Source organism: Aquirufa rosea, from assembly GCF_004118285.1.
GTDB classification, from domain to species: Bacteria; Bacteroidota; Bacteroidia; order Cytophagales; family Spirosomataceae; genus Aquirufa; species Aquirufa rosea.
The window spans coordinates 1-23,904 of the sequence record NZ_SDHY01000008.1; the positions used below are offsets into that span (position 1 = coordinate 1).

19 protein-coding genes are annotated in these 23,904 nt (G+C 39.9%); 13 read left to right on the forward strand and 6 right to left on the reverse strand.

What is annotated here, in order from left to right; genetic code table 11:
• Window positions 1-253 precede the first annotated feature (253 nt).
• Entirely contained in the window at window positions 254-553 is a 300-nt protein-coding gene (locus ESB04_RS11435; protein WP_129027885.1) for a hypothetical protein, read from the forward strand.
• A gap of 49 nt (window positions 554-602) precedes the next feature.
• The gene (locus tag ESB04_RS11440; protein ID WP_129027886.1) at window positions 603-1,262 is read left to right on the forward strand and encodes a hypothetical protein; all 660 of its coding nucleotides are present in this window, start codon (window positions 603-605) and stop codon (window positions 1,260-1,262) included.
• A gap of 9 nt (window positions 1,263-1,271) precedes the next feature.
• Here the strand turns inward: ESB04_RS11440 and pruA are convergent, their stop codons facing one another.
• Window positions 1,272-2,897: an L-glutamate gamma-semialdehyde dehydrogenase gene (pruA, locus tag ESB04_RS11445; RefSeq protein ID WP_129027887.1), complete on the reverse strand. Its 1,626-nt coding sequence runs from the start codon at window positions 2,895-2,897 to the stop codon at window positions 1,272-1,274.
• A gap of 52 nt (window positions 2,898-2,949) precedes the next feature.
• Complete coding sequence (locus ESB04_RS11450; RefSeq protein WP_129027888.1) at window positions 2,950-3,684, reverse strand: ComEA family DNA-binding protein; 735 nt, start codon at window positions 3,682-3,684, stop codon at window positions 2,950-2,952.
• A gap of 269 nt (window positions 3,685-3,953) precedes the next feature.
• Between ESB04_RS11450 and rpoB the strand changes: the two genes are divergently transcribed.
• The gene (gene rpoB / locus ESB04_RS11455; protein WP_205749508.1) at window positions 3,954-7,829 is read left to right on the forward strand and encodes a DNA-directed RNA polymerase subunit beta; all 3,876 of its coding nucleotides are present in this window, start codon (window positions 3,954-3,956) and stop codon (window positions 7,827-7,829) included.
• Window positions 7,830-7,890: 61 nt separating this feature from the next.
• A complete protein-coding gene (gene rpoC, locus ESB04_RS11460; protein WP_129027889.1) occupies window positions 7,891-12,219 on the forward strand; it encodes a DNA-directed RNA polymerase subunit beta' in 4,329 nt (1,442 codons plus the stop codon).
• Window positions 12,220-12,697: 478 nt separating this feature from the next.
• Here rpoC and ESB04_RS11465 read toward each other — a convergent pair whose 3' ends face one another.
• Both ESB04_RS11465 and ESB04_RS12650 read right to left on the reverse strand, forming a co-directional pair.
• On the reverse strand, window positions 12,698-12,970 hold the full coding sequence (locus ESB04_RS11465; protein WP_129027890.1) for a hypothetical protein: 273 nt from the start codon (window positions 12,968-12,970) through the stop codon (window positions 12,698-12,700).
• Entirely contained in the window at window positions 12,967-13,101 is a 135-nt protein-coding gene (locus ESB04_RS12650; RefSeq protein WP_262707682.1) for a hypothetical protein, read from the reverse strand. Before ESB04_RS12650 ends, ESB04_RS11465 begins: the two co-directional genes overlap by 4 nt.
• A gap of 259 nt (window positions 13,102-13,360) precedes the next feature.
• On the opposite strand from ESB04_RS12650, the gene ESB04_RS11470 reads away from it, so the two are divergent.
• The 6 genes from ESB04_RS11470 to ESB04_RS11495 all read left to right on the forward strand — a co-directional run bounded on the left by ESB04_RS11470 (window position 13,361) and on the right by ESB04_RS11495 (window position 19,777).
• Window positions 13,361-13,684, forward strand: coding sequence for a DUF3467 domain-containing protein (locus tag ESB04_RS11470; protein WP_129027891.1), 324 nt, complete (start codon window positions 13,361-13,363; stop codon window positions 13,682-13,684).
• Between the two features lie 108 nt (window positions 13,685-13,792).
• Window positions 13,793-15,253 (forward strand): tagaturonate reductase, encoded by a 1,461-nt coding sequence (locus ESB04_RS11475; RefSeq protein ID WP_129027892.1) that lies wholly within the window; start codon window positions 13,793-13,795, stop codon window positions 15,251-15,253.
• 142 nt (window positions 15,254-15,395) lie between these two features.
• Entirely contained in the window at window positions 15,396-16,799 is a 1,404-nt protein-coding gene (gene uxaC / locus ESB04_RS11480; RefSeq protein ID WP_129027893.1) for a glucuronate isomerase, read from the forward strand.
• Window positions 16,800-16,802: 3 nt separating this feature from the next.
• Window positions 16,803-17,813 carry a sugar kinase gene (locus tag ESB04_RS11485; RefSeq protein WP_129027894.1) on the forward strand — a complete coding sequence of 337 codons (1,011 nt, stop codon included), beginning with the start codon at window positions 16,803-16,805 and terminating at the stop codon, window positions 17,811-17,813.
• Window positions 17,814-17,815: 2 nt separating this feature from the next.
• Window positions 17,816-18,478 carry a bifunctional 4-hydroxy-2-oxoglutarate aldolase/2-dehydro-3-deoxy-phosphogluconate aldolase gene (locus ESB04_RS11490; protein WP_129027895.1) on the forward strand — a complete coding sequence of 221 codons (663 nt, stop codon included), beginning with the start codon at window positions 17,816-17,818 and terminating at the stop codon, window positions 18,476-18,478.
• 18 nt (window positions 18,479-18,496) lie between these two features.
• Window positions 18,497-19,777 carry an MFS transporter gene (locus ESB04_RS11495; RefSeq protein WP_129027896.1) on the forward strand — a complete coding sequence of 427 codons (1,281 nt, stop codon included), beginning with the start codon at window positions 18,497-18,499 and terminating at the stop codon, window positions 19,775-19,777.
• 49 nt (window positions 19,778-19,826) lie between these two features.
• On the opposite strand, the gene coaBC is transcribed toward ESB04_RS11495, so the two are convergent.
• Window positions 19,827-21,017 (reverse strand): bifunctional phosphopantothenoylcysteine decarboxylase/phosphopantothenate--cysteine ligase CoaBC, encoded by a 1,191-nt coding sequence (gene coaBC, locus ESB04_RS11500; RefSeq protein WP_129027971.1) that lies wholly within the window; start codon window positions 21,015-21,017, stop codon window positions 19,827-19,829.
• Window positions 21,018-21,086: 69 nt separating this feature from the next.
• Between coaBC and panC the strand changes: the two genes are divergently transcribed.
• Window positions 21,087-21,965, forward strand: a complete 879-nt coding sequence (gene panC, locus ESB04_RS11505; protein ID WP_129027897.1) for a pantoate--beta-alanine ligase — start codon at window positions 21,087-21,089, stop codon at window positions 21,963-21,965.
• On the forward strand, window positions 21,943-22,758 hold the full coding sequence (panB, locus tag ESB04_RS11510; protein ID WP_129027898.1) for a 3-methyl-2-oxobutanoate hydroxymethyltransferase: 816 nt from the start codon (window positions 21,943-21,945) through the stop codon (window positions 22,756-22,758). The genes panC and panB overlap by 23 nt, the downstream gene beginning before the upstream one ends.
• On the opposite strand, the gene panD is transcribed toward panB, so the two are convergent.
• Complete coding sequence (gene panD / locus ESB04_RS11515) at window positions 22,755-23,105, reverse strand: aspartate 1-decarboxylase (protein WP_129027899.1); 351 nt, start codon at window positions 23,103-23,105, stop codon at window positions 22,755-22,757. The two genes, panB and panD, sit on opposite strands and share 4 nt — an antisense overlap.
• A 69-nt stretch (window positions 23,106-23,174) precedes the next feature.
• On the opposite strand from panD, the gene ESB04_RS11520 reads away from it, so the two are divergent.
• A complete protein-coding gene (locus tag ESB04_RS11520; RefSeq protein ID WP_129027900.1) occupies window positions 23,175-23,903 on the forward strand; it encodes a type III pantothenate kinase in 729 nt (242 codons plus the stop codon).
• Window position 23,904 lies beyond the last annotated feature (1 nt).

Sequence of the window (23,904 nt, forward strand, 5' to 3'; positions counted from 1 at the left end):
AAAGATTGGCAGTCATGGAAAAAAAGAATTCAGAAGATTCATTCGAAATTTTAAAATTTAAATACATCATAAGTAAATCTCTACCTATAAAAAACAGAAACTCATCAAAAATAGGAGAAAAATAGGAGAAAAATAGGACTTCTTTCCCTACAAAAAGAGCTTAAATATCCATGAGCTTTACATCAAGTTGGCCAAGCTTGGTGAATCCCGAAAAACCAATAAAGAGTAGGGGGAATTTTTAGTGATTTGAAAAATGGGAAATTTTGTAATACTATTTGTGAAAAAATATAAAAGACTATTTGCTATTTTGGCTGCTGTCAGTATCCCTTTGATTGCAATTGGTTATGAAGCTCCGAATCCATGTGAACCTGATTGGAAATTTTTTGGTTGGAGTTATTCAAATTGTGGTTTAGATGGAGGATCTCAGGGAGTAGGTCATTCACACTTACCTGATCCTAAAAGATGTGTCTATTATTTTGTAGATGTAAAATATTTCTTTGGCTTTAAAATCGAAACTAGGATTAGGACAGTAGAAGGAAATTGCATAGATTGATAATATAACAATAAATGAAAATTCTATTAAACTAACTATTCAGTAGACAATGAAAATCAACATACTTCATTTTGTTATATTATTGTCTTTTACTTTTTCGAGCAATTTAACTGTATTCGCTAATCAAAATCTAGAAAAAAATAAATCAGCCTCCGACTCAACAAAATCAGCTCTTTTGAAAGAGGTCATAATAATTTCTAAAAAAATAAGTGATTTTCAAACTGAAAAACCTTCCCGTAAAAGACATTATTCATTTTTAACAAAATCTCCTCATCAAATAGGAATGATTTTTGATGAAAAAGAAATAATTGGGAAAAAGCTAAACTACATTTCCATTTACTTCGACAAAAAATATACCCCAAATTATATTTTTCAGATTCTGTTATTTGCAATTGGGAAGGACTCTCTTCCGTCCACATTATTAAATAAAGGTGAACTTGTATTCTCTGTCAATCATGAAGGCTGGAATAAATTTACCATTCAGGCCAAAGAAATTTGTATTCCAAAAGATGGTGTAGCGGTTGTAGTCAATTTTTTTAATAAATCTAATGTCTATACGGGAGAAACCGATCGAATAGCAATGGGTAAATATTCCACCAAGAGACGATTCATTTTCCGTCCAACAAGCCAGAATGAATGGATTATTTTTGATTCTTTTCAGGAAGGGCTCATTGGTCCCATGATTCGTATATCTGTAGATGATGAATAAAATAGAAAATTAACCCAAAAACGGATACCTAAAATCCGTTGGGGAAGAAAACACTTCTTTCACCGTACGCGGAGAAACCCAACGCAATAGGTTCAAATAAGATCCTGCCTTATCATTCGTACCAGAAGCTCTAGCCCCTCCAAATGGTTGCTGGCCAACCACCGCTCCCGTACACTTATCATTTAAGTATAAATTACCGGCAGCATTCTCCAATACTTTCGCTGCTTCCGACAAGGCATAAGCATCTTGAGAGAAAATAGCTCCTGTCAGCGCATAGGCTGAAGTTTGATCCACTAATTGCAGGGTTGCTGCCCAATCTTGATCTGGATACACATAAATCGTTAAAACTGGACCAAAAATCTCCTCCTCCATGGTACGGTAATGCGGATTTGTAGTCAATAAAACCGTTGGTTCCACAAAATATCCCCTACTCGCATCAAAGTCTCCACCAGCAATCACTTCTACTTCAGGAGATTTTTTAGCCTCTATTATATAGGATGTAATTTTATCGAATGCTTTTTGATCTATGACCGCATTCACAAAATTGCCGAAATCCTCCGTCCCACCTATTTTAATTTGACCTAGTTCAGATTGCAATTCACTTTTCACTGCAGGCCATAAAGAAGCTGGCACATAAGCTCTGGACGCTGCCGAACATTTTTGGCCCTGATATTCAAAAGCCCCTCTAATTAAACCTGTCACTAATGCCTTGACATCAGCCGATGGATGTGCAATAACAAAATCCTTTCCACCTGTCTCTCCTACTATTCGAGGGTACGACTTATAGTTGGCAATGTTGTTTCCAATATTCTGCCAAATGGTTTGAAATACCTTCGTGGAACCCGTAAAGTGGATTCCCGCGAATTCCCGATGTCCAAAAACCACCTCTCCTGCCTCAGGGCCATCGGCAAAAACCAAATTAATTACCCCTGCTGGCAAACCTGCTTCTTCTAATATCTGCATCAATAAAGCAGCAGAGTAAATCTGCTGAGGGGCGGGCTTCCAAACTACGGTATTCCCCATCATAGCTGGAGCAGCTGGTAAATTACCTGCAATGGCTGTAAAATTGAATGGTGTTAAAGCATAAACAAATCCTTCCAAAGGTCTGTATTCCAAACGATTCCAAACACCAGGAGAAGAAATCGGTTGATCCGCATAAATCTGCGCAGCATAATGCGCATTAAAGCGCAGAAAATCTACCCATTCACAGGCTGAATCAATCTCCGCTTGATAAGCATTTTTGGATTGGCCTAACATCGTTCTGGCATTCAGCTCCATACGATATTTATTAGCCGATAAATCTGCCGCTTTTAAAAAGATCGATACGCGTTCTTGCCAAGTCAATGCCGCCCATGCCGCTTTGGCAGACAAAGCTGCATCGATCGCATCCAATACATCTTTCTTGCCACCTTCATAATAATAACCTAAAATATGTTGGTGATCATGTGGACAGCTCATCGCTACTTTTTTCGAACCCTTCACGGAATTACCTCTAATCCTCATACTAACCTCTACCTGTTTCGCACGTAAAGCTTGAATAGTATCTTGTAATAATTGACGCTCCGAGCTTCCTGGGGCATAGGAATAAATTGGCTCATTGCTTGGCTGGGGTACCTTGAAAAATCCGGTTGACATATCCTGAATTATTTAATGAAGTGTGTATATTTTACAAAAGTAAGCATATTTCTTAAGGTTCAAATGACACATAGGGCCTGAGCTTCATCCATATTGATTCATCCAGCTGCTGTACTTTTTTCAAATCCTCCCAGTTTTGGAATGATCCATGATGTTTTCGATAATTCAACACTAAATTGGCTTGTCGATAAGGCAAATATGGATGCCTAAATTCTTTCCATTCTGCTCTATTAATATACAGTTGGCGAAATATCCCTTTTCCCACCGAAAACTGCTGAATATGTTCATTAACCCAAACTGAATCTAAACCGAAAACTTCTTTCAGTTGGCCAGCCTGATAAAAACCTCCCAATTTTTCCCTGTAAGCTATAATTCTCTTGGCAAATGCAGGGCCAATACCCGGCAAAGCTACCCAAGCAGTGGAATCTGCTTGATTAATATCAATTTGCCAATCTTGTTTTCTTTCTCGTTTGAAGCCAACAGAATGGAAATTGGATGAATAGTTAGCATCATTTCGGTGAAATGAAAAAGACCTGCTTGGGGAATTTCCTTTAACGAACTTCTTCGAGCTTTCCATCTCAACTAAGACCTTAGACCAATAAGTAGGTTGAAAGCTGTCTATTTCATGTTGGCTACTTTGATATTCCATCCATCGAGAAATAATATCTGCCATCAGCAAAAAAATAAATAGGCTTAACATGCCCAGCATTTCAGAGCGTGTCATTCCCAAAATAAATCGTAGATAATAGTGCACTTTATTTTTCCACATGAGATCATCCTTACTCATAGCAAGAATAGTAATTTTTTATAGATACCTCTAGCTAAGCTATTGTTTATTAGAAAATTATCAGTAATTTTGCAGGCTATTTTAGGATTATTGCCCTTGTGGCTAATCCGGAGAGTGGTTCCGAAACAACTTTTCTTTTCGTAGGGAAATGGTCAAGGGACACCACTTCTTTTCATCTACGAGGCGTTCAGCTTGATTAATCTCTTCCAAATGGAGGAGAATTTGTGCCCCTAGGGCCATTATTCACATTAATTAAAACGTATAAAGCCTTGAGTAACATCACTGCCACCGGAAGACACAGCTTTGCGAAAACGCAGAGTGTGATCAATTATCCAGATTTTCTGGATATCCAAATCCAATCCTTCCAAGATTTCTTCCAGCTAGAAACAGCAGCGGAAAATCGTACGGACGAAGGTTTATTTAAAGTATTTGCTGAAAATTTTCCTATCGCGGATTCGCGTGAAAATTTCGTTCTTTCCTTTGTTGACTACTCAGTAGATCCTCCGAAATATTCGGTAGATGAGTGTATTGACCGTGGATTAACGTATTCAGTGCCTTTAAAAGCCAAGTTGCGTTTGATCTGTAATGATACAGACAATGAAGATTTCCAAACCATTGAACAGGAAGTATTCTTAGGAAATATTCCTTACATGACTGAGCGTGGATCTTTTGTGATCAACGGTGCTGAGCGTGTAATCGTTTCCCAATTGCACCGTTCACCAGGTGTGTTCTTTGCACAATCTAAACACACGAATGGTACTAAATTGTATTCGGCTCGTATCATTCCTTTCAAAGGATCTTGGATTGAGTTTGCTACTGACGTAAATAATGTCATGTACGCGTACATTGATCGTAAGAAAAAATTCCCTGTAACTGTATTGCTTCGTGCTATCGGTTACGGTAATGATAAGGACATTTTGGATTTGTTCGGTTTAGCTGAAGAAATCAAAGTAGACAAAAAAGTAATCAAAGGTATCGTAGGGCGTCGTTTAGCCGCTAGGGTTTTAAAAACCTGGCAGGAAGACTTCGTAGATGAAGATACGGGTGAGGTAGTTTCTATCGACCGTAACGAGATCTTAATTGAGCGTGATACGGTTATTACCGAGAATGAAGTAGAGACCATTTTAGAATCGGGTTCATCTACCGTGATTCTTCACAAAGATGATGTAAACGTTTCTGACTACAACATCATTTATAATACTTTACAAAAAGATACTTCCAACTCAGAGAAAGAGGCTGTTGAAGTTATTTATAAGCAATTACGTAACACGGATGCACCTGATGAGCAGACTGCTCGTGACATTATCCAAAACCTATTCTTCTCAGACAAGCGTTATGATTTGGGAGAGGTTGGTCGTTACCGTATCAATAAAAAGTTAGGCCATGACATCCCTATGGATGTGAAGGTATTAACGAAGGAAGATATCATTTCTATCGTGAAGTATTTGATCGGATTGATCAACTCTCGTGCGGTAGTGGATGATATTGACCACTTATCTAACCGTCGTGTACGTACAGTAGGTGAACAATTATATGCTCAGTTTGGTGTAGGTTTAGCGCGTATGGCGCGTACCATCAAAGAGCGTATGAACGTTCGTGATAACGAAGATTTCAAGCCAGTTGATTTGATCAATGCGCGTACCTTATCTTCAGTAATCAACTCCTTCTTTGGAACCAATCAGCTTTCTCAGTTCATGGATCAAACAAATCCATTAGCAGAGATTACACACAAAAGACGTATGTCTGCCCTAGGGCCAGGTGGTCTTTCTCGCGAAAGAGCTGGTTTCGAGGTACGTGACGTTCACTATACGCACTACGGGCGTTTGTGTACGATTGAAACTCCTGAGGGACCAAACATCGGTTTGATTTCTTCCCTTTGTGTGCATGCCAAAGTAAACTCGATGGGATTCATCGAAACGCCTTACCGAGTAATCGAAGGAGGTAAAGTAGACGTAAGCAGTAATGTTCAATATTTGACGGCTGAAGAGGAAGATGGAAAGAACATTGTTCAAGCCAACGCTCCAATAGATACTAAATCTGGTCAATTCTTATCTGACCGTGTAAAGGCTCGTTTTGAAGGTGACTTCCCATTGGTTAATCCATCAGAAGCACAATACATGGACGTTGCTCCTAACCAAATCGTTTCGGTAGCGGCTTCTATGATTCCTTTCTTGGAGCATGATGATGCTAACCGTGCCTTGATGGGATCTAACATGCAGCGTCAAGCGGTACCATTATTAAGACCAGAAGCACCAATCGTAGGAACTGGTCTAGAGCACCGTGTAGCGATTGACTCCAGAACTTTAGTAGTAGCTGAAGGGGATGGTGTGATTGAGTATGTAGATGCCTTGAAGATTGTAGTAAACTATGATCAAACAGAAGACGAGAAACTAATTAGCTTCGATGGTTCTTCTAAGACTTACAAATTGATTAAGTTCCGTAGAACTAACCAAGATACCACGATTAACTTGAAGCCTATCGTATTCAAAGGTGATCGTGTAACTAAAGGTCAGGCACTATGTGAAGGATATGCGACTCAAGGTGGCGAATTAGCCCTAGGACGTAACATGAAAGTGGCCTTCATGCCATGGCAAGGTTACAACTTTGAGGATGCGATTGTAATCTCGGAGAAAGTAGTTCGTGATGATATTTTCACCTCTATCCACATTGAAGAATTCGAATTAGAAGTACGTGATACAAAACGTGGAGAAGAGGAATTGACTTCTGAAATCCCGAACGTATCTGAAGAGACTGTTCGTAATTTGGATGAAAACGGGGTAGTACGTGTAGGATCTGAAGTAAAAGAAGGAGATATCTTAATTGGTAAAATCACTCCTAAAGGTGAGTCAGACCCAACTCCAGAAGAGAAATTATTACGTGCCATCTTTGGTGATAAAGCAGGTGATGTGAAGGATGCCTCTAAGAAAGCGCCACCATCATTAAAAGGTGTAGTAATCGATACCAAATTATTCTCTCGTCCTAAAAAGGACAAAGAAGAGCGTGAGAAGTCGAAAGCGGAGTTGAAAAAGTTAATGAAGCAATACAGCAAAGACTTGTTGGATATTCGTCGAATCATGATTGACAAGACAGTTGCTTTACTTAACGGCAAAACTTCTAACGGCATCAAGCATAAGTTTGGAACGGTAATCGTGGAAAAAGGCGTGAAATTCAATGCTAAAAACATTGAAGAGCTATTGTTCCCAGAGAAAAATTTGTACCGTGATGAAAGTACTTATTCGGTACCAGAAGAAGCGAATTTACTTTCTGATTTAATTGTAGAGGAAGCTACTGCGGATGCAGATTTAAATGCTCGCTTCATGCAATTGATCAAAAACTACAATATTCGTCGTAACGAAATCGCAGGTCGTTTCAAGCGTGAGCGCTTTGTGCTTGAAGTTGGTGATGAATTACCAGCAGGTATCGTGAAATTAGCCAAAGTATATGTTGCTAAGAAGCGTAAGTTGAAAGTAGGTGATAAAATGGCGGGTCGTCACGGTAACAAAGGGGTTGTAGCCCGTATTGTACGTGAAGAAGATATGCCATTCTTGGAAGATGGAACACCAGTAGATATCGTATTGAATCCACTAGGGGTACCTTCTCGTATGAACTTAGGTCAGATTTACGAAACTGTATTAGGATGGGCTGGACAAAAATTAGGTAAGCGTTATGCTACTCCGATTTTCGACGGTGGAACTGAGGCGGAAGTAGCTGCTGAGTTAGCTCTAGCTGGTTTACCAGATTGGGGTCGTACGTATTTATACAATGGTTTAACGGGTGATAAATTTGATCAACCAGTAACAGTAGGTATTATCTACATGCTGAAATTGGGCCACTTAGTGGATGATAAGATGCACGCTCGTTCGATTGGACCATACTCTTTGATAACTCAACAGCCATTGGGAGGTAAAGCTCAATTTGGAGGTCAGCGTTTCGGAGAGATGGAGGTATGGGCATTAGAAGCCTTCGGTGCAGCCAATATCTTGCAAGAGATCTTGACGGTTAAATCCGATGACGTTATTGGCCGTGCTAAAGCATACGAAGCCATCGTAAAAGGTGAAAATATGCCAAAACCAAACATTCCAGAATCATTCAATGTATTGATTCATGAATTACGTGGTTTAGCATTAGAAATCACCCTAGAGTAAACATACATAGGGCTGGCAACGGCCCTTTATTAACATCATTTTCCAAAAAAATTAAACGAAAATGTCATTTAAAAAGACTAGAAAGCTGAACAGCGACTTCCAAAAGGTGACCATTTCATTGGCCTCACCTGAGTCGATCTTAGAAGGTTCAAATGGTGAAGTAACCCAACCGGAAACCATTAACTATAGAACATACAAACCAGAGATGGGAGGTTTATTCTGTGAGAGAATCTTTGGACCAACCAAAGATTGGGAATGTCACTGTGGAAAATATAAGCGTATTCGTTACAAAGGCATCATTTGCGACCGCTGTGGTGTAGAAGTAACCGAGAAAAAAGTACGTCGTGAGCGTATGGGCCACATAGAATTGGTGGTTCCTGTTGCGCATATTTGGTACTTCCGTAGCTTACCCAATAAAATTGGTTACATGCTCGGATTATCTACCAAGAAATTAGACCAAGTAATTTACTACGAGCGATATGTGGTAGTACAACCTGGTATGTATGCGGAAGAAGGGAAAATAGGTTCACAATACCTAGATTTCTTAACGGAAGACGAGTACTTGGATATCTTGGATAAATTACCTCGTGAGAACCAACATTTGCCGGATGAAGATCCTCAGAAATTCATCGCTAAGATGGGTGCTGATGCATTAAACATGTTGTTGTCTCGTATCAACCTTGACGAATTATCCGCCGACTTACGTCACTCAGCAGATACCGAATCTTCGCAACAACGTAAAGCAGAAGCTTTAAAGCGTTTGAAGGTAGTTGAAGCTTTCCGTGAATCCGTAGGTCGAATTGATAACCGTCCAGAGTGGATGATTATCAAAATGGTACCAGTAATTCCACCGGAATTGCGTCCATTAGTGCCATTGGATGGAGGTCGTTTCGCAACATCTGACTTGAACGATTTGTATCGTCGTGTGATTATCCGTAATAACCGTTTGAAGCGTTTGATCGAAATCAAAGCTCCAGAGGTTATTTTACGTAATGAGAAACGTATGTTACAAGAGGCTGTTGACTCATTGTTCGACAACTCTCGCAAGGTAAATGCGGTTCGTTCTGAGGGTAACCGTGCCTTGAAATCTCTTTCTGATATGTTGAAAGGAAAGCAAGGACGTTTCCGTCAAAACTTATTAGGAAAGCGTGTTGACTACTCAGGTCGTTCGGTAATTGTGGTTGGACCAGAATTAAAAATGCATGAGTGTGGTCTTCCAAAAGACATGGCTGCTGAGCTTTTCAAACCGTTTGTTATTCGTAAGTTGATTGAGCGCGGAATAGTAAAAACCGTTAAATCGGCGAAGAAAATCGTTGATCGTAAAGATCCGGTAGTTTGGGATATTTTGGAAAATGTCATGAAAGGACACCCGGTATTATTAAACCGTGCTCCTACGTTGCACCGTTTGGGTATCCAAGCATTCCAACCTAAGTTAATCGAGGGAAAAGCGATCCAATTGCACCCATTAACTTGTACGGCATTTAACGCTGACTTTGACGGTGACCAGATGGCAGTTCACGTTCCTCTAGGACATGAAGCCATTTTGGAAGCCTCTTTATTAATGTTAGCTTCTCATAATATCCTTAACCCTGCCAACGGAGCACCTATTACGGTACCTTCACAAGACATGGTTCTTGGTTTATATTATGTAACCAAAGGAAGAAAATCAACTGAAACACATAAAGTAGCTGGTGAAGGCCGTCGCTTCTATGGTTTTGAAGAAGTTGTGATTGCTTTGAACGAAAAGAAATTATCTAAGCATGCGAACATCGTGGTAAAAGCGAATGTACGTAAGGAAGATGGTTCTTTAGTAAGCGAAATGGTTGAGACTGTTGCAGGTCGTGTTTTATTCAACCTTTGCGTACCAGAGCAAGTAGGTTATATCAATGAGTTATTGACTAAAAAGAAATTGCAGCAAATCATTTCTCAAGTTCACAAGATTTGTGGAATGGCTCGTACAGCGCAATTCTTAGATGATATCAAAGATTTAGGATTCCAACAAGCCTTCCACGGCGGATTGTCGATGGGTATTGGCGACGTTCAAATTCCAGAAGAGAAAGCTTCTTTAGTGAAGAAAGCTCAGGAAGATGTACAAGCAGTTTGGGACAACTATTTGATGGGTTTAATCACAGATAATGAGCGTTATAACGCAGTTATTGACATCTGGACTAAAGTAAACTCTAAGATTACAGAGACCTTGATGAAGCAGATGGAAGAGGATAACCAAGGATTCAATGCCATCTATATGATGATGCACTCTGGAGCCCGTGGTTCTCGTGAGCAAATCCGTCAGTTGGGTGGTATGCGTGGTTTGATGGCTAAGCCACAGAAGAACTTACAAGGTTCGGTAGGTGAAATCATCGAAAACCCAATTTTATCTAACTTTAAAGAAGGCCTAGACGTATTAGAGTACTTTATTTCTACACACGGTGCTCGTAAAGGTTTGGCAGATACAGCCTTGAAAACAGCCGATGCGGGTTACTTGACTCGTCGTTTACATGACGTAGCACAAGACGTGATTGTAAATGAAGAAGATTGCGGTACTTTACGTGGTATTCAAGTATTTCCATTGAAAGACAATGAGGAAATCATTGAGCCATTGTCAGAGCGTATCTTAGGTCGAGTATCTGTACATGATGTTTATGATCCGATTACCAATGAGTTAATTGTTGCTTCAGGTGATGAAATCACTGAATTAGCTGCCAATAAAATTGATGATACTGCCATTGAATCGGTTGAGATTCGTTCCGTATTAACTTGCGAAACTAGAAATGGAGTATGTGCTAAGTGTTATGGCCGTAACCTTGCTACTGGTCAAATGGTAGGACAAGGAGAAGCCGTTGGTGTTATTGCTTCTCAGTCGATTGGTGAGCCAGGTACTCAGTTAACTTTACGTACTTTCCACGTCGGTGGTACAGCTCAAAACGTTTCCTTAGATGCTAGTGTAAAAGCGAAGTTTGATGGGGTAATTAATTTTGAAGAAATTCGTACGGTAAGTTCTACAGATGCTGAAGGTAATCCAGTAGAGATCGTTATGGGTCGTTCGGGTGAGGTTCAAATCATCAACCCAGCCAACAAGCAGTTGTTGATTTCAAGTAACATCCCTTACGGTTCTGTGATCCGTGTGAAAGAAGGCCAGACCATTAAAAAAGGCGAGGAAATCTGTGCTTGGGATCCTTACAATGCCGTGATTTTATCTGAAGCAGAAGGTAAAGTAGTATTTGAATCCATTGAAGAAAATAATACTTACAAAGAAGAAGCGGATGAGCAAACAGGCTTACGTGAGAAGGTGATTATCGAATCAAAAGATAAGACTAAGAACCCATCAGTGATTGTTGTAGCTAAAGGCAAAGAAGATTTAGTTTATAACGTTCCAGTGGGTGCTCGTTTGGCCGTAGATGAGGGAGATAAGATCAAAGCTGGTCAGATTATCGCGAAGATTCCACGTGCTGCGGGTAAGACTCGTGACATTACGGGAGGTCTTCCACGTGTAACAGAGTTATTTGAAGCACGTAATCCATCGAACCCAGCAGTTGTTTCGGAGATTGATGGAGTAATTTCTTATGGTATCATCAAGCGTGGTAACCGTGAGATTATTGTAACTCCGAAAGAGGGAGCTGAGCGCAAGTACTTAGTACCATTGACTAAATTTATTTTAGTACAAAACAATGACTTCGTGCGTGCTGGTACGCCACTTTCTGATGGAGCTATTACGCCATCTGATATATTAGCTATCAAAGGACCTACCGCGGTACAAGAATACTTAGTGAACGAAATCCAAGATGTATACCGCTTACAAGGGGTAAAAATCAACGATAAGCACATTGAGTGTATCGTACGTCAAATGATGCAAAAAGTAGAGATCTTGGATCCAGGTGATACACAATTCTTACAAGGTCAAAACGTAGATCGTTTTGCTTTCCGTGAAGAGAATGATCAGATCATGGATAAGAAGGTGATTACGGATGCAGGTGATTCTGACAAGTATAAGCCAGGTATGATTATCTCTGCACGTGCTTTACGTGATGAAAACTCATCCTTGAAGCGTAGAGATATGAAATTGATGAAAGTACGTGATGCACATGCAGCGGTATCTTCTGCAAACTTGCAGGGTATTACTCAGGCATCCTTGGGTACTGAATCATTCATCTCGGCGGCATCCTTCCAAGAAACAACCAAGGTATTGTCAGAAGCGTCAATTCGCGCTAAGCAAGATACCTTAGATGGCTTGAAAGAGAATGTAATCGTAGGTCACTTGATTCCAGCAGGAACAGGAGTCCGTAAGTACAAGAATTATATCGTGACTCCAGTAGATGAGTTAAAACAATTAGAGGCCAAAGCAGCCGCTTCCGAATCGGAAGTTTCTGTTAAAGTTTCAGTTGAAAACTAGTCTTCAATTAGCTTAATATTAGATCCCCTTCAGGAAACTGGAGGGGATTTTTTTGGGATCTGAATTGATTATTGCAAATATATTTCCGTTCAAAATCTATCAATAAAAATTTACTACATTCGCCTCTAATTCAATGTAAACCATCACATTAGTACTCCCCCCAAGCCCCAAAGGCCTATCCATCCATAGATATATCCTACACAAAATTATCGCGGCCGTAGCCCAACGTGATTCTTGAAATATTAAAGGGTAACGGTCTGTTGCCTCCCAAATAATACCCATTTAATACAAACTTAGAATAGCCAAAGCAAGCAACATAAAGGGTATCTAATATAAAATAAGCAAAGAGGACCCAATCTAAAGTTCTGATAAAATCCCCCGTGGGTATGATGAATGAAGTCTATGCTCGGGAAAAATGTAGTACCAAGTAGCCCAACAAAAGGATAGTAAATTTTTTATATCTCTTTTAGATTCATTTTCATAATTCTGGAGGAATAGAAGAAAGCGGTTCGCCGAATCTCTTTCGCTGATACAACTTAGCCTTGTTTGACTTTTTATCAATAATCAAGTATCCAGAGTGATGCAATATCGGATTCCTTACATCCACTCCTTGAAATCTTTTATTGATTTTCAATTTGGGAATCGGACTAGGTACAAGCAACTTTCTGACAGGCGATGTATAAGAAAAATACAAAAATATGGCTAAACTGACCATAATGGTGTCCAAACTAATAGAGGATAGCTTATTCATTTTTTAGTATTGGAATATGCATGAACTTTACTTTGAAGAAATTCCTTTTTGATTTCCTTATACTTAAAGGCGATCAAAATAGCCATACAAACGAATGCTAAGAATAGCACTTTACCGACGAAATTTTTCATATAAATAGTGGTTAGATGACAGGATTGGTCGCTCCTTTTCGCGGGTAAAAAATGGGAAGCTGTGGCAAAAATGAACAAATAGATTTTTTTATGTCTTGCGAAAACGCAATAAATTAACTTCAGAGTTATGCTAGCCTGATTGAACGTGCGCATTCATTCCTCATTATTAATTATTCCACTTGCCATTTCCCGCATAATCCAACAATAAACACCTATTATTCCCCAGAATTCTTTAAATTTATTATCCTATTTTTTTACTATGAAAAATCCCAATCCAGAAGAAAACCAGTTAAACATTGAATTGCCAGAAGAGATTGCAGAAGGTGCTTATGTTAACCTCGCGCTAATAGCCCATTCTCCCTCTGAATTCGTCATGGACTTTATTCGAATTTTGCCCGGTATTCCTAAAGGAAAGGTCAAGTCGCGCATCGTCATGACTCCTGACCACGCTCAACGATTATTGATGGCTCTTCAGGAAAACATTCAGCGTTATGAAGAGGCTTTTGGGCCCATTGCCAAAGATATAGATAACCCCGGTTTTCAATTTCCGATGAACTATAATGGCCCCATAGGCGAAGCGTAAACGTTTGCATTTTCATCTGATTAAAATAGGTCCAAAAATTTATTAATTCATTGGGTAAATACCCTTACTTTTCTTCTTTAGAAAGGTATATTAACCTTTTTCATTACAATGGCCATGCCCATTCTCAACCAAAAACTTATCCAAGAAGCTGCTATTAAAAGCCTGCTTCCACTACAATATCCAAGTCCGGAAGTATTTAACTATCCTGAAAAAATACTTCAATTTGGAACTGGTGTCCTTCTAAGAGGCCTATGTGATTACTTTGTGGATAAGGCCAACCGACTAGGTAAATTTAAAGGCCGAATAGTCTTAGTAAAATCCACTTCTAAGGGCGGAGCTGATGCTTTTGAAGCTCAAGATGGCTTATATACCCATTGTATCAAAGGGATAGACGAAGGAAAGGAGGTAGAAGAATACATTGTTAATTCCTCCATTTCAAGAACTTTAACCGCTTCCAAAGAATGGGATTCGATCTTAGCCTGCGCTACCAATCCCGACATGCAAATTATCATTTCCAATACGACGGAAGTTGGTATACAATATGTAGCAAACGATGCTATTTCAAGTGCTTGTCCTAGCTCCTTCCCTGCTAAATTAGTTGCCTTTTTGCATGCCCGTTGGCAGCATTTCGGAGGTTCTAAAGAATCTGGCATGGTAGTGATACCGACGGAGTTAATCATCAACAATGGGGATGTATTGAAAGACATCGTATTAAAATTAGCCCATGACCATCAGTTATCGGCCGACTTCATTCAATGGGTACAATCTGCCAACCATTTCTGTAATTCCTTGGTTGACCGTATCGTTCCAGGGGCTCCTGATGCCGCTACCAGCGCAGCTATTTGCGAGCAATTAGGCTATCAAGATTCCTTAGTCATCATCTCCGAGGTATATCGCTTATGGGCCATTCAAGGAGGAACTGAGGTGAAAAAAATCTTAGGATTTGCCTCGGCAGATACCGGAGTAGTTATTGCTGAAGATATTGAAATATACCGTGAACTAAAATTACGCTTGTTGAACGGAACACATACCCTCATGTGTGGTATGTCTTACCTGTTAGGTTTCCGTTTAGTGAAAGATGTGATGAGCAATTCCTATTTAAGCAAATTGGTGATGAACCTGATGCTGACCGAATTAGCCCACTCCATCCCCTTTAAAATGGACTTTAAAATTGCCGATCGATTTGGGCGCTCGGTTTTAGATCGGTTTAAAAATCCATTCATTAATCATAAGCTGATTGACATTACGGTGCAATACACTACCAAGATGAGGATGCGTAATATTCCCTTGTTGGTCAATTATTACCGGATTTTTGGCAAAGCACCCGAGCTTTTTGCAATGGGTTTCGCCGCATATTTACAGTTCATGCATGCCGTGAAAGTAGAAGATGGCAAATACTTTGGAGAATGTAATGGAGAGTTTTATCCTATTCAATGTGACTTTGCTTCCTATTTTTATGAAGCTTGGAAAGATTTAAACTTAACTAAAATATTGGCAGACGAAAAACTTTGGGGACATGATTTAAGTGCTTTACCAGGCTTTGAAGATGCGGTGAAGAAATATTTATAAAGAAATGAAGAATGAAAAATGTAGAATTAAGAATTAGAATAAGTGGGATAAGGGCATTCACTTGGATTTCTAGAGCAATGCTTCCTAAATAGCAAAGCCCCCCAAAACGCTACTTTCTTCATTCTACATCAATTAAAACAAGATGAAAGCTTTTTTAAACGAAGATTTTTTATTGCAGTCGGGCACCGCTCAGGCTTTATATCATCAATATGCGGCTTCCATGCCCATCATTGACTACCATAACCACTTGGTACCAAAACAGATTGCTGAGGACAAACAGTTTGAGAATATCACGCAAATCTGGCTATATGGTGACCATTATAAATGGCGAGCTATGCGAGCTCATGGTGTCGATGAAAAATACATCACGGGTAATGCTTCCGATGAGGAGAAGTTCATGAAATGGGCAGAAACAGTTCCATATACCATGCGTAACCCACTGTACCATTGGACTCACCTAGAATTGCAACGGTATTTTGGTGTAACTGAATTGCTCAATGCAGAATCTGGCAAACGAATTTACGACCATTGCTCTGCCTTGTTAAAAACCAAAGAATACTCCGTTCGTAACTTGTTGAGAAAAATGAATGTCCGCGTTCTTTGTACAACAGATGACCCGATTGATAATTTAGCGTATCATCAAGCCATTGCGGCCAGCGGATTTGAAATCAAAGTTTTACCTACTTTCAGACCAGATAAGGCCATGGCGGTAGACGATGAGTTGAGTTTTATCGAATATGTCAATGCTCTTAGTGATGTGAATGGTAAAACCATCCAAAACTTACAAGACTTCAAAGATGCCATCAAAGATCGGCACGATTTCTTCCACTCGGTGGGTTGCCGTCTAAGTGATCATGGATTAGAACATATATATGCCGAAGATTATACTGAAGAAGAAATTGCTCATATTTTCTCTCGATTACTGAGTGGAAAAATGGTCAATAAAAACGAAAAATGGCAATTTAAATCTGCTATGCTGGTCTATTTTGCGCATTTGGATCATTCTAAAGGTTGGACTCAGCAATTCCATTTGGGAGCCTTGAGAAACAATAACAACCGACTTTTAAGCAGTTTGGGACCCGATACTGGTTTTGATTCCATTGGCGACTTTGAACAGGCTAAATCCCTATCCAAATTTTTAAATACCTTGGATAGTACGAACCAACTTGCCAAAACGATTCTATACAATTTGAATCCTAGAGACAATGAATTGTTCGCGACTATGACGGGTAATTTTCAAGATGGGACCATCGTAGGTAAAATTCAGTTCGGATCTGGCTGGTGGTTTTTAGACCAAAAAGACGGCATGGAAAAACAAATCAATGCCTTGTCAAACATGGGGGTTTTAAGTCATTTTGTAGGTATGTTGACCGATTCCCGCAGCTTTTTGTCCTTCCCTAGGCATGAGTATTTTAGAAGAATACTTTGTAATTTGATTGGCCAAGATGTGGAAAATGGCGAATTACCTGCCGACATGCCATGGTTAGGAAAGCTGGTTCAGGACATTTCCTATAAGAACGCATCCCAATTTTTTAATTTTGAATAAGGCATGAAAAAAGTAGTTACATTTGGAGAAATTATGGGGCGACTTAGCCCTCCAGGATACGGGAGAATTATTCAAGCCCAATCACTCAATTTAACTTTTGGTGGTGGTGAGGCGAACGTATCTGCAGCATTAGCCCATCTGGGAATTCCTGCTGCACATGTCACTAAATTTCCAGATCATGAAATGGGTCATGCTGCTACTTCCTATTTTAGAAAAGTGGGCGTCGATATGCAGTATGTTCAATATGGTGGTAATCGTCTAGGCTTATATTTTACGGAATTTGGAGCAGCCATGCGTCCAAGTAAAGTCGTGTATGATCGAGCCGATTCTTCATTTGCACATTTAGACCCGAAGGAATTTAATTGGAAAGAAATCTTAAAAGATGCCCAATGGTTCCATTGGACTGGCATTAGTCCAGCCATTTCTGAATCAGCCGCTCAGGCTTGCCGTGAGGCCATTAAAGTCGCAAACGATTTGGGTATTACTGTTTCTGCCGACGTGAATTACCGGAAAAACTTATGGCAATACGGAAAATCTGTTCAAGAGGTTATGCCAGATTTAATTGCCGGTTGTGATATCATTGTTTGTGGCAAGGGAGATGCAGAAGACATATTGAATATAGTTCCGGATGGCAGTGTTAAAAGTGGATGGGAGTCCATATGCCGTCAAATCATGGCTAGATTTCCTCGCATTAAAAAAATCATTAATACCAAAAGAGGGCAAATTTCTGCCTCACAAAATACCTTATCGGCAGCTTCGTACAATGGAAAACAAGTATTAAAATCCGAAACGGTAGAAATTACTCAAATCGTGGATAGAATTGGAGGCGGAGATGCTTTTATGGCAGGCTACATCTACGGAAATTTAATTTTGAAAGATGAGGCAAAGTCCTTGTCCTTTGCGGTAGCCGCTTCTGCATTAAAACATACCATTGAAGGTGATATCAATTTAGCCACCCTTGAAGAAATAGAAACCGTCATGAAGGGAGACCTGTCAGGACGATTAAAACGATAATTATGGCCAGAAATTCTTCCGAAGTTGTATATCAACGTATCCAAGAAACCCCGATAGTTCCCCTATTTTTCAATGCTGACCTTTCCGTTGCAACTAGCGTTTTAAAAGCTTGCTATGATGGAGGTATACGTGTTTTTGAATTTACCAATCGCGGGAAAGAAGCTCCATTTATATTTGCCAAAGCCATGGAATACGTAGAGAAGGAATGTCCTGATTTGGTATTAGGTATTGGAACTATTTATGATGCCAAACAAGCTCATGAATTCATTCAAATGGGGGCAGACTTTATGTTGCAGCCTTTTACCACCGAAGCTGTCGGTGAAGTTTGTGGGAAATATGATATTCCTTGGATGCCCGGTGCAATGACCTTAACAGAGATCCGTCAAGCGGAAATTTGGGGAGCTAAAATCGTTAAGATTTTTCCAGGAAATGTGGTGGGGCCAGCATTCGTCAAGGCACTGAAAGGTCCTATGCCGAATACCCAAATTATGGTTACTGGAGGTGTAGAACCGAATAAAGAAAGTTTAAGTACCTGGTTTAAGGCGGGTGCGGCGGCAGTAGGTATGGGATCACAATTATTCCCTGCCGACTTAATTGCAAAAAAAGATTATGTGGCTATTGAACAAATGATTGCTCAATTAATAAAAACTTACCGAGAACTGTAACCCAAACAAAACCGCATTATGAAGGAAATTGGAAAATACCGTTGGAAAATTTGCGCACTGCTCTTTTTCGCAACCACCATTAATTACCTAGACAGGCAAGTGATAGGCCTACTAAAACCTGTTTTAGAAGATGAATTCAACTGGTCCGAAACAGATTATTCCAATATTGTAATCACTTTCCAAGCCGCCTATGCCATAAGTTTACTGGGTTTTGGTGGCATCATTGACCGCATAGGAACTAAATTAGGTTATTCCATATCCATCGTGGTTTGGAGTATTGCTGCCATGTTGCATGCAATGGCTACAGGAACCATGAGTTTTGCCTTCATGCGGGGATTATTAGGTTTGGGAGAAGCGGGGAATTTTCCGGCAGCCATTAAAACAGTAGCTGAATGGTTCCCTAAAAATGAAAGAGCCTTGGCTACCGGAATTTTTAATTCAGGAGCTAATATTGGTGCGGTGGCCGCTCCTATCTTAGTACCTTGGATTTTAGGTGTTTATGGATGGGAAATGGCATTTGTTGCCACAGGAGCCATCGGTTTTATTTGGCTAATTTTCTGGTGGCTTTATTATGAAGTACCTTCTAAACACAAAGAATTGTCCCAAGCCGAGTTTGATTATATTCATGCCGATAAGGAGGAAAAAGATGAGAATCAAGATCCAGTAAAATGGGCTAAATTATTTGGCTTTCGTCAAACTTGGGCATTTGTTTTTGGTAAAATGTTAACAGATCCTATCTGGTGGTTTTTCTTATTCTGGTTACCATCCTATTTCTCTGAGCGTTTCCAGCTAGACCTTAAAAAACCAAGTTTGGAATTGATCATCGTTTATACAGCTACTACCGTGGGGAGTATTGGAGGAGGATGGTTATCAGGTAAGCTTATCAATTTAGGTTGGCCTTCTTTTCGTGCTAGAAAAATAACCATGTTAAGTTTTGCCCTTGCGGTAGTTCCTATCATGCTAGCCCGATATTGCGATAATATTTGGCAAGCGGTGGCATTAATTTCCCTCGCTGCCGCTTCGCATCAAGCTTGGAGTGCCAACATTTACTCCATTGCGACAGACATGTTCCCTAAAAAAGCTGTTAGCTCCGTGATTGGAATCGGGGGTATGGCTGGCTCTGTAGGTGGAATTTTCTTCCCCATGATTGTGGGAGCCTTATTAGATAAGTACAAACTTTTAGGGAATATCAATGATGGCTATAATATCATCTTCCTATTATGTGGAAGTGCTTATGTGCTGGCATGGTTAATTATCTATACCCTAGCCCCCAAATTGGAAACGGCCAAAATCGATTAGATTGATTTCTACTATTTGCAAGCGTGTTAACTCAGTTAGCACGCTTTTTTTATATCCATTTTTGAAGTAAATCAACCAACTCCTCCGCTATCTGCGATTTAGATTTTAAGGACAACAAATGACGCTCTCCTTTGGCAGAATAGACCTGTACCTGATTGGTAGATGTTCCGAAACCAGCTCCAGGAACTTTCAAGGAATTTAAAACAATCGCGTCTAAGTGTTTATTTTGAAGTTTTTCCAAGGCATGGGCCTCCTCATTTTCTGTCTCTAAAGCAAAACCTACTACATACTGATTGGATTTTTTTTGTTTTCCCAAACTAGCCAAAATATCATTCGTCTTCTCCAAATGAATTACCCATTCCTCCTCCTTCTTTTTAATTTTTTCAGGAGCGATTTGCCAAGGTCTATAATCAGCAACAGCTGCCGCCATAATGGTCAGATCCGCATCCAAAAATTCTTGATGACAAGCTTGTTCCATTTCATACGCCGATAGAACTGGTATACATTTTATCCCAGAAAACTTCGGTTTCAATGCCGTCGGCCCTAAAACTAGGCTCACATCAGCCCCTAGCATATAACATGCTTCAGCTAAGGAAATACCCATTTTACCAGAAGAATAATTGGAAATATAGCGAACGGGATCAATGGCTTCTTGGGTTGGACCAGCACTTATCAGGACTTTTTTCCCTTGCCAACCCTTGTCCCTACCAACTAGCTCCGTTAGCTTCATTAATATTTCCTCCGGTTCAGCCATACGTCCTTCGCCTTCCAAACCACTAGCCAAAAAACCAGAATTCACTGAAATGACATGATTTCCATAAGCTTGCAAACTGCGTAAATTCTGCTGCGTAGATGGATGTTTATACATATCCTCGTCCATGGCAGGGGCTATCAACACAGGACAGCGAGCAGACAAATAGGTGGCTATAACCATGTTATCACATTGGCCATTAACCATTTTACTCAAAGTATTACAAGTTGCTGGCGCAATGACAAAGGCATCTGCCCAAAGACCTAATTCCACATGGTTATTCCAAGTATTGTTTTCATGAAAATCAATCCAAACAGGATGATTGGAAAAGGTGGAGAGTACTAAAGGAGAAACAAAGTCTTTGGCTGCATTGGTCATAACGACACGGACTTCAGCCCCATTTTTTTTAAGTAATCGAACCAAAAGTATGGCCTTATAGGCAGCAATACTAGCACTAATTCCGACAATGATTTTTTTACCCTGTAACATAGCATTGGAAAAGGTCGGCAAGTAACGAAATTTGCACAAAATAAGGTAATTTTAGGCCTAAATTCGACCATGAAGATATTTGAAACAAAACAGGCATTGCAAGATTTCATCGATGAACATCGGTCGAAAAATGACCTTATTGGATTTGTGCCAACCATGGGTGCTTTGCATGAAGGTCATTTATCACTCATAGAGAAGTCTAAGGAACAAAGTGCCGTTACAGTTTGTAGTATATTCATCAATCCCACCCAATTCAATGACCCCAAGGATTTTGAAAAGTATCCGAAAACAATCAAAGAGGACTTACAAAAACTAGAATTAGCTGGCTGTGAGGCCGTCTTTCTTCCACCCGTTTCAGAAATGTATCCTGAAGGAATGCATCAATTACCACATTATCCCTTGGGTAGATTGGAGGAGCTTTGGGAGGGGGCACATCGTCCAGGACATTTTCAAGGTGTCTGTGTGATTGTGCATCGTCTGTTGGAAGCTGTTCGACCAGATTTGCTATTTATGGGAAGTAAAGATTTTCAGCAGGTAGCGGTCATTCGACAATTATTAGCTCAATATTCATTTAAACCAACCATAGAATTAATCTCATGTGAAACCGTTCGTGAGACGAGTGGTTTAGCGATGAGTAGTAGAAATGTTCGACTTAGCCCTGAACAAAAGATCCAAGCCTTGGCTATTTATCATGGTTTTGATAAGATTCAAAAAGCCATACAAGAACAAATAACTTGCAGTACAAAAGAATTAGAGCGACAATTTGCTCAACAATTATTGGATGCGGGCTTTGAATCCGTGGATTACATTGCCTTTGCGGACCCTGAAAGCCTAGAACCTATCTCTGATCTCTCTCAAACCTTTGTTGTATTAGTTGCGGCCTTTATAGGAGGCGTTAGATTAATCGACAATCAACTATTTTATCATGAGCTACCTAAAGGAGTTTAAAAAAATCACGACTCAAAGTTTACAAATCATGAAAAAGCAAGGGGAAAAAATCTCCATGCTAACCTGCTACGATTATTCCATGGCTAGGCTTTTAGATCAAGCCGGGGTTGATGTTCTTTTGGTGGGAGATAGTGCCAGCAATGTCATGGCAGGTCATGAAACCACCCTTCCAATAACACTGGACCAAATGATATACCATGCCCAATGTGTGGTTAGAGGAACGGATAGAGCTTTGGTGTTGGTAGACTTACCTTTCGGTTCCTATCAGTCAAACAGTGAAATAGCCCTATCCTCGGCCATTCGTATCATGAAAGAAACAGGGGCTCATGCCATTAAATTGGAAGGTGGACATGAAGTAATAGATAGTATAAAGAAAATTGTTAGGGCCGGGATACCGGTGATGGGGCACTTGGGTTTAACTCCTCAAAGTATCTACCAATTTGGCTCTTATGGTGTTAGAGCAAAAGAAGAGACTGAAGCCAATTTGCTATTAGATGAAGCAAAAATGTTGGAGGAAGCGGGTTGTTTTGGAATAGTATTGGAAAAAATACCTGCGGAATTAGCCAAAAGAGTAAGCCAAAGCCTACATATCCCTAGCATTGGAATAGGTGCTGGCAAAGATTGCGATGGGCAAGTTTTGGTCATGCACGACATGTTAGGTATAAACACGGAATTTACACCTAGATTTCTTCGTCGTTATCTCAATTTAGGAGAATTAATTCCTCAAGCTGTAAAGAACTACGTAGCTGATGTGAAAAATCAAGATTTCCCGAATGAGTCAGAATCGTATTAAGCCAAACGATTGTTTGCGTTGGGGAAAATGACAGTCGGCTTAAATGTCTTGGCCATTTCAAAGTCCATTAAGGCGTAAGAAATAATGATGACAATATCTCCAACAACAGCTTTTCTTGCGGCAGGACCATTTAGGCAAATGATGCCTGAGCCTCGTTCTCCTTTAATTAAATAAGTTTCTATACGTTCACCGTTATTGACATTGACTACTTGAATTTTTTCATGTTCAAGCATGTTGGCGGCATCCATTAAATCGGCGTCCATGGTAAGACTTCCCACATAATCAATATTGGCTTCCGTAACCGTGGCGCGATGAACTTTGGATTTTAAAATTTGAATTTGATACACAGTAATGGTTTTTGAGAGTGCACAAATTTACGAAAAAGAATAGCTTAACTTTGTTAACAAATCTAATGAATGATGGTACTTTGCTTGGATTTCGGTAACTCATTAATGAAATATGCCTGGCTAGACGAGGCAAGGTTTCTTGAAGGTGGAACAATAGAAAACTTGAATCTCCAATCAGTGACTAAAATTTGCAAGAGACATGAAATCGATTCCATCATATTAAGTTCTGTGATTCATGTGTCCGAGGAAATCATTCGGGCATTAAATAAATGGGCTCCACTCCATTTACTAAGCACCCAATCCAATACACGAATTGATTATCCTTTATATGACAAATCCACATTAGGCGTAGATAGAATTGCGCTGGTGGAAGGAGCGGAATTACTATACCCAGGAAATAACCATTTCAGTATCTGCTTAGGCACTTGTATTACATATAACTGGGTAAAAGATGGTAAGTTTAAGGCTGGCGCTATTAGCCCAGGACTAATGTTGCGCACTAAGTCCATGAATAACTATACCGCACATTTACCCCTAATTACTCCTCAATTAGATTTCCCTAATTTGGGACAAGATACTCCAAGTAATCTGTTAGCCGGCACCATGCATGGCATGCTTTTAGAAATCAAAGGATATATCAATGAAATTCGAGAAAAAGACCCCTCAATTTCTATATTGATATGCGGAGGAGATGCCCCCTATTTTCTGGATAAGTTAAAAGAATGTGCCGTTCAATATGAGCCCCATTTGATTTGGAAAGGTTTATATGCATTGGCTAAGCTAAATGTAAAGTCTTAAT

What these genes read in the sequence shown, in the direction of transcription:
- pruA (WP_129027887.1), bottom strand. Translation starts at nt 2,897, where the DNA reads ATGTCAACCGGATTTTTCAAGGTACCCCAGCCAAGCAATGAGCCAATT.
- ESB04_RS11440 (WP_129027886.1), top strand. Translation starts at nt 603, where the DNA reads ATGAAAATCAACATACTTCATTTTGTTATATTATTGTCTTTTACTTTT.
- ESB04_RS11475 (WP_129027892.1), top strand. Translation starts at nt 13,793, where the DNA reads ATGGCCATGCCCATTCTCAACCAAAAACTTATCCAAGAAGCTGCTATT.
- ESB04_RS11485 (WP_129027894.1), top strand. Translation starts at nt 16,803, where the DNA reads ATGAAAAAAGTAGTTACATTTGGAGAAATTATGGGGCGACTTAGCCCT.
- uxaC (WP_129027893.1), top strand. Translation starts at nt 15,396, where the DNA reads ATGAAAGCTTTTTTAAACGAAGATTTTTTATTGCAGTCGGGCACCGCT.
- ESB04_RS11520 (WP_129027900.1), top strand. Translation starts at nt 23,175, where the DNA reads ATGATGGTACTTTGCTTGGATTTCGGTAACTCATTAATGAAATATGCC.
- panC (WP_129027897.1), top strand. Translation starts at nt 21,087, where the DNA reads ATGAAGATATTTGAAACAAAACAGGCATTGCAAGATTTCATCGATGAA.
- ESB04_RS11450 (WP_129027888.1), bottom strand. Translation starts at nt 3,684, where the DNA reads ATGAGTAAGGATGATCTCATGTGGAAAAATAAAGTGCACTATTATCTA.
- ESB04_RS11435 (WP_129027885.1), top strand. Translation starts at nt 254, where the DNA reads ATGGGAAATTTTGTAATACTATTTGTGAAAAAATATAAAAGACTATTT.
- coaBC (WP_129027971.1), bottom strand. Translation starts at nt 21,017, where the DNA reads ATGTTACAGGGTAAAAAAATCATTGTCGGAATTAGTGCTAGTATTGCT.
- ESB04_RS11490 (WP_129027895.1), top strand. Translation starts at nt 17,816, where the DNA reads ATGGCCAGAAATTCTTCCGAAGTTGTATATCAACGTATCCAAGAAACC.
- ESB04_RS11470 (WP_129027891.1), top strand. Translation starts at nt 13,361, where the DNA reads ATGAAAAATCCCAATCCAGAAGAAAACCAGTTAAACATTGAATTGCCA.
- ESB04_RS11495 (WP_129027896.1), top strand. Translation starts at nt 18,497, where the DNA reads ATGAAGGAAATTGGAAAATACCGTTGGAAAATTTGCGCACTGCTCTTT.
- panB (WP_129027898.1), top strand. Translation starts at nt 21,943, where the DNA reads ATGAGCTACCTAAAGGAGTTTAAAAAAATCACGACTCAAAGTTTACAA.
- rpoC (WP_129027889.1), top strand. Translation starts at nt 7,891, where the DNA reads ATGTCATTTAAAAAGACTAGAAAGCTGAACAGCGACTTCCAAAAGGTG.
- ESB04_RS11465 (WP_129027890.1), bottom strand. Translation starts at nt 12,970, where the DNA reads ATGAATAAGCTATCCTCTATTAGTTTGGACACCATTATGGTCAGTTTA.
- ESB04_RS12650 (WP_262707682.1), bottom strand. Translation starts at nt 13,101, where the DNA reads ATGAAAAATTTCGTCGGTAAAGTGCTATTCTTAGCATTCGTTTGTATG.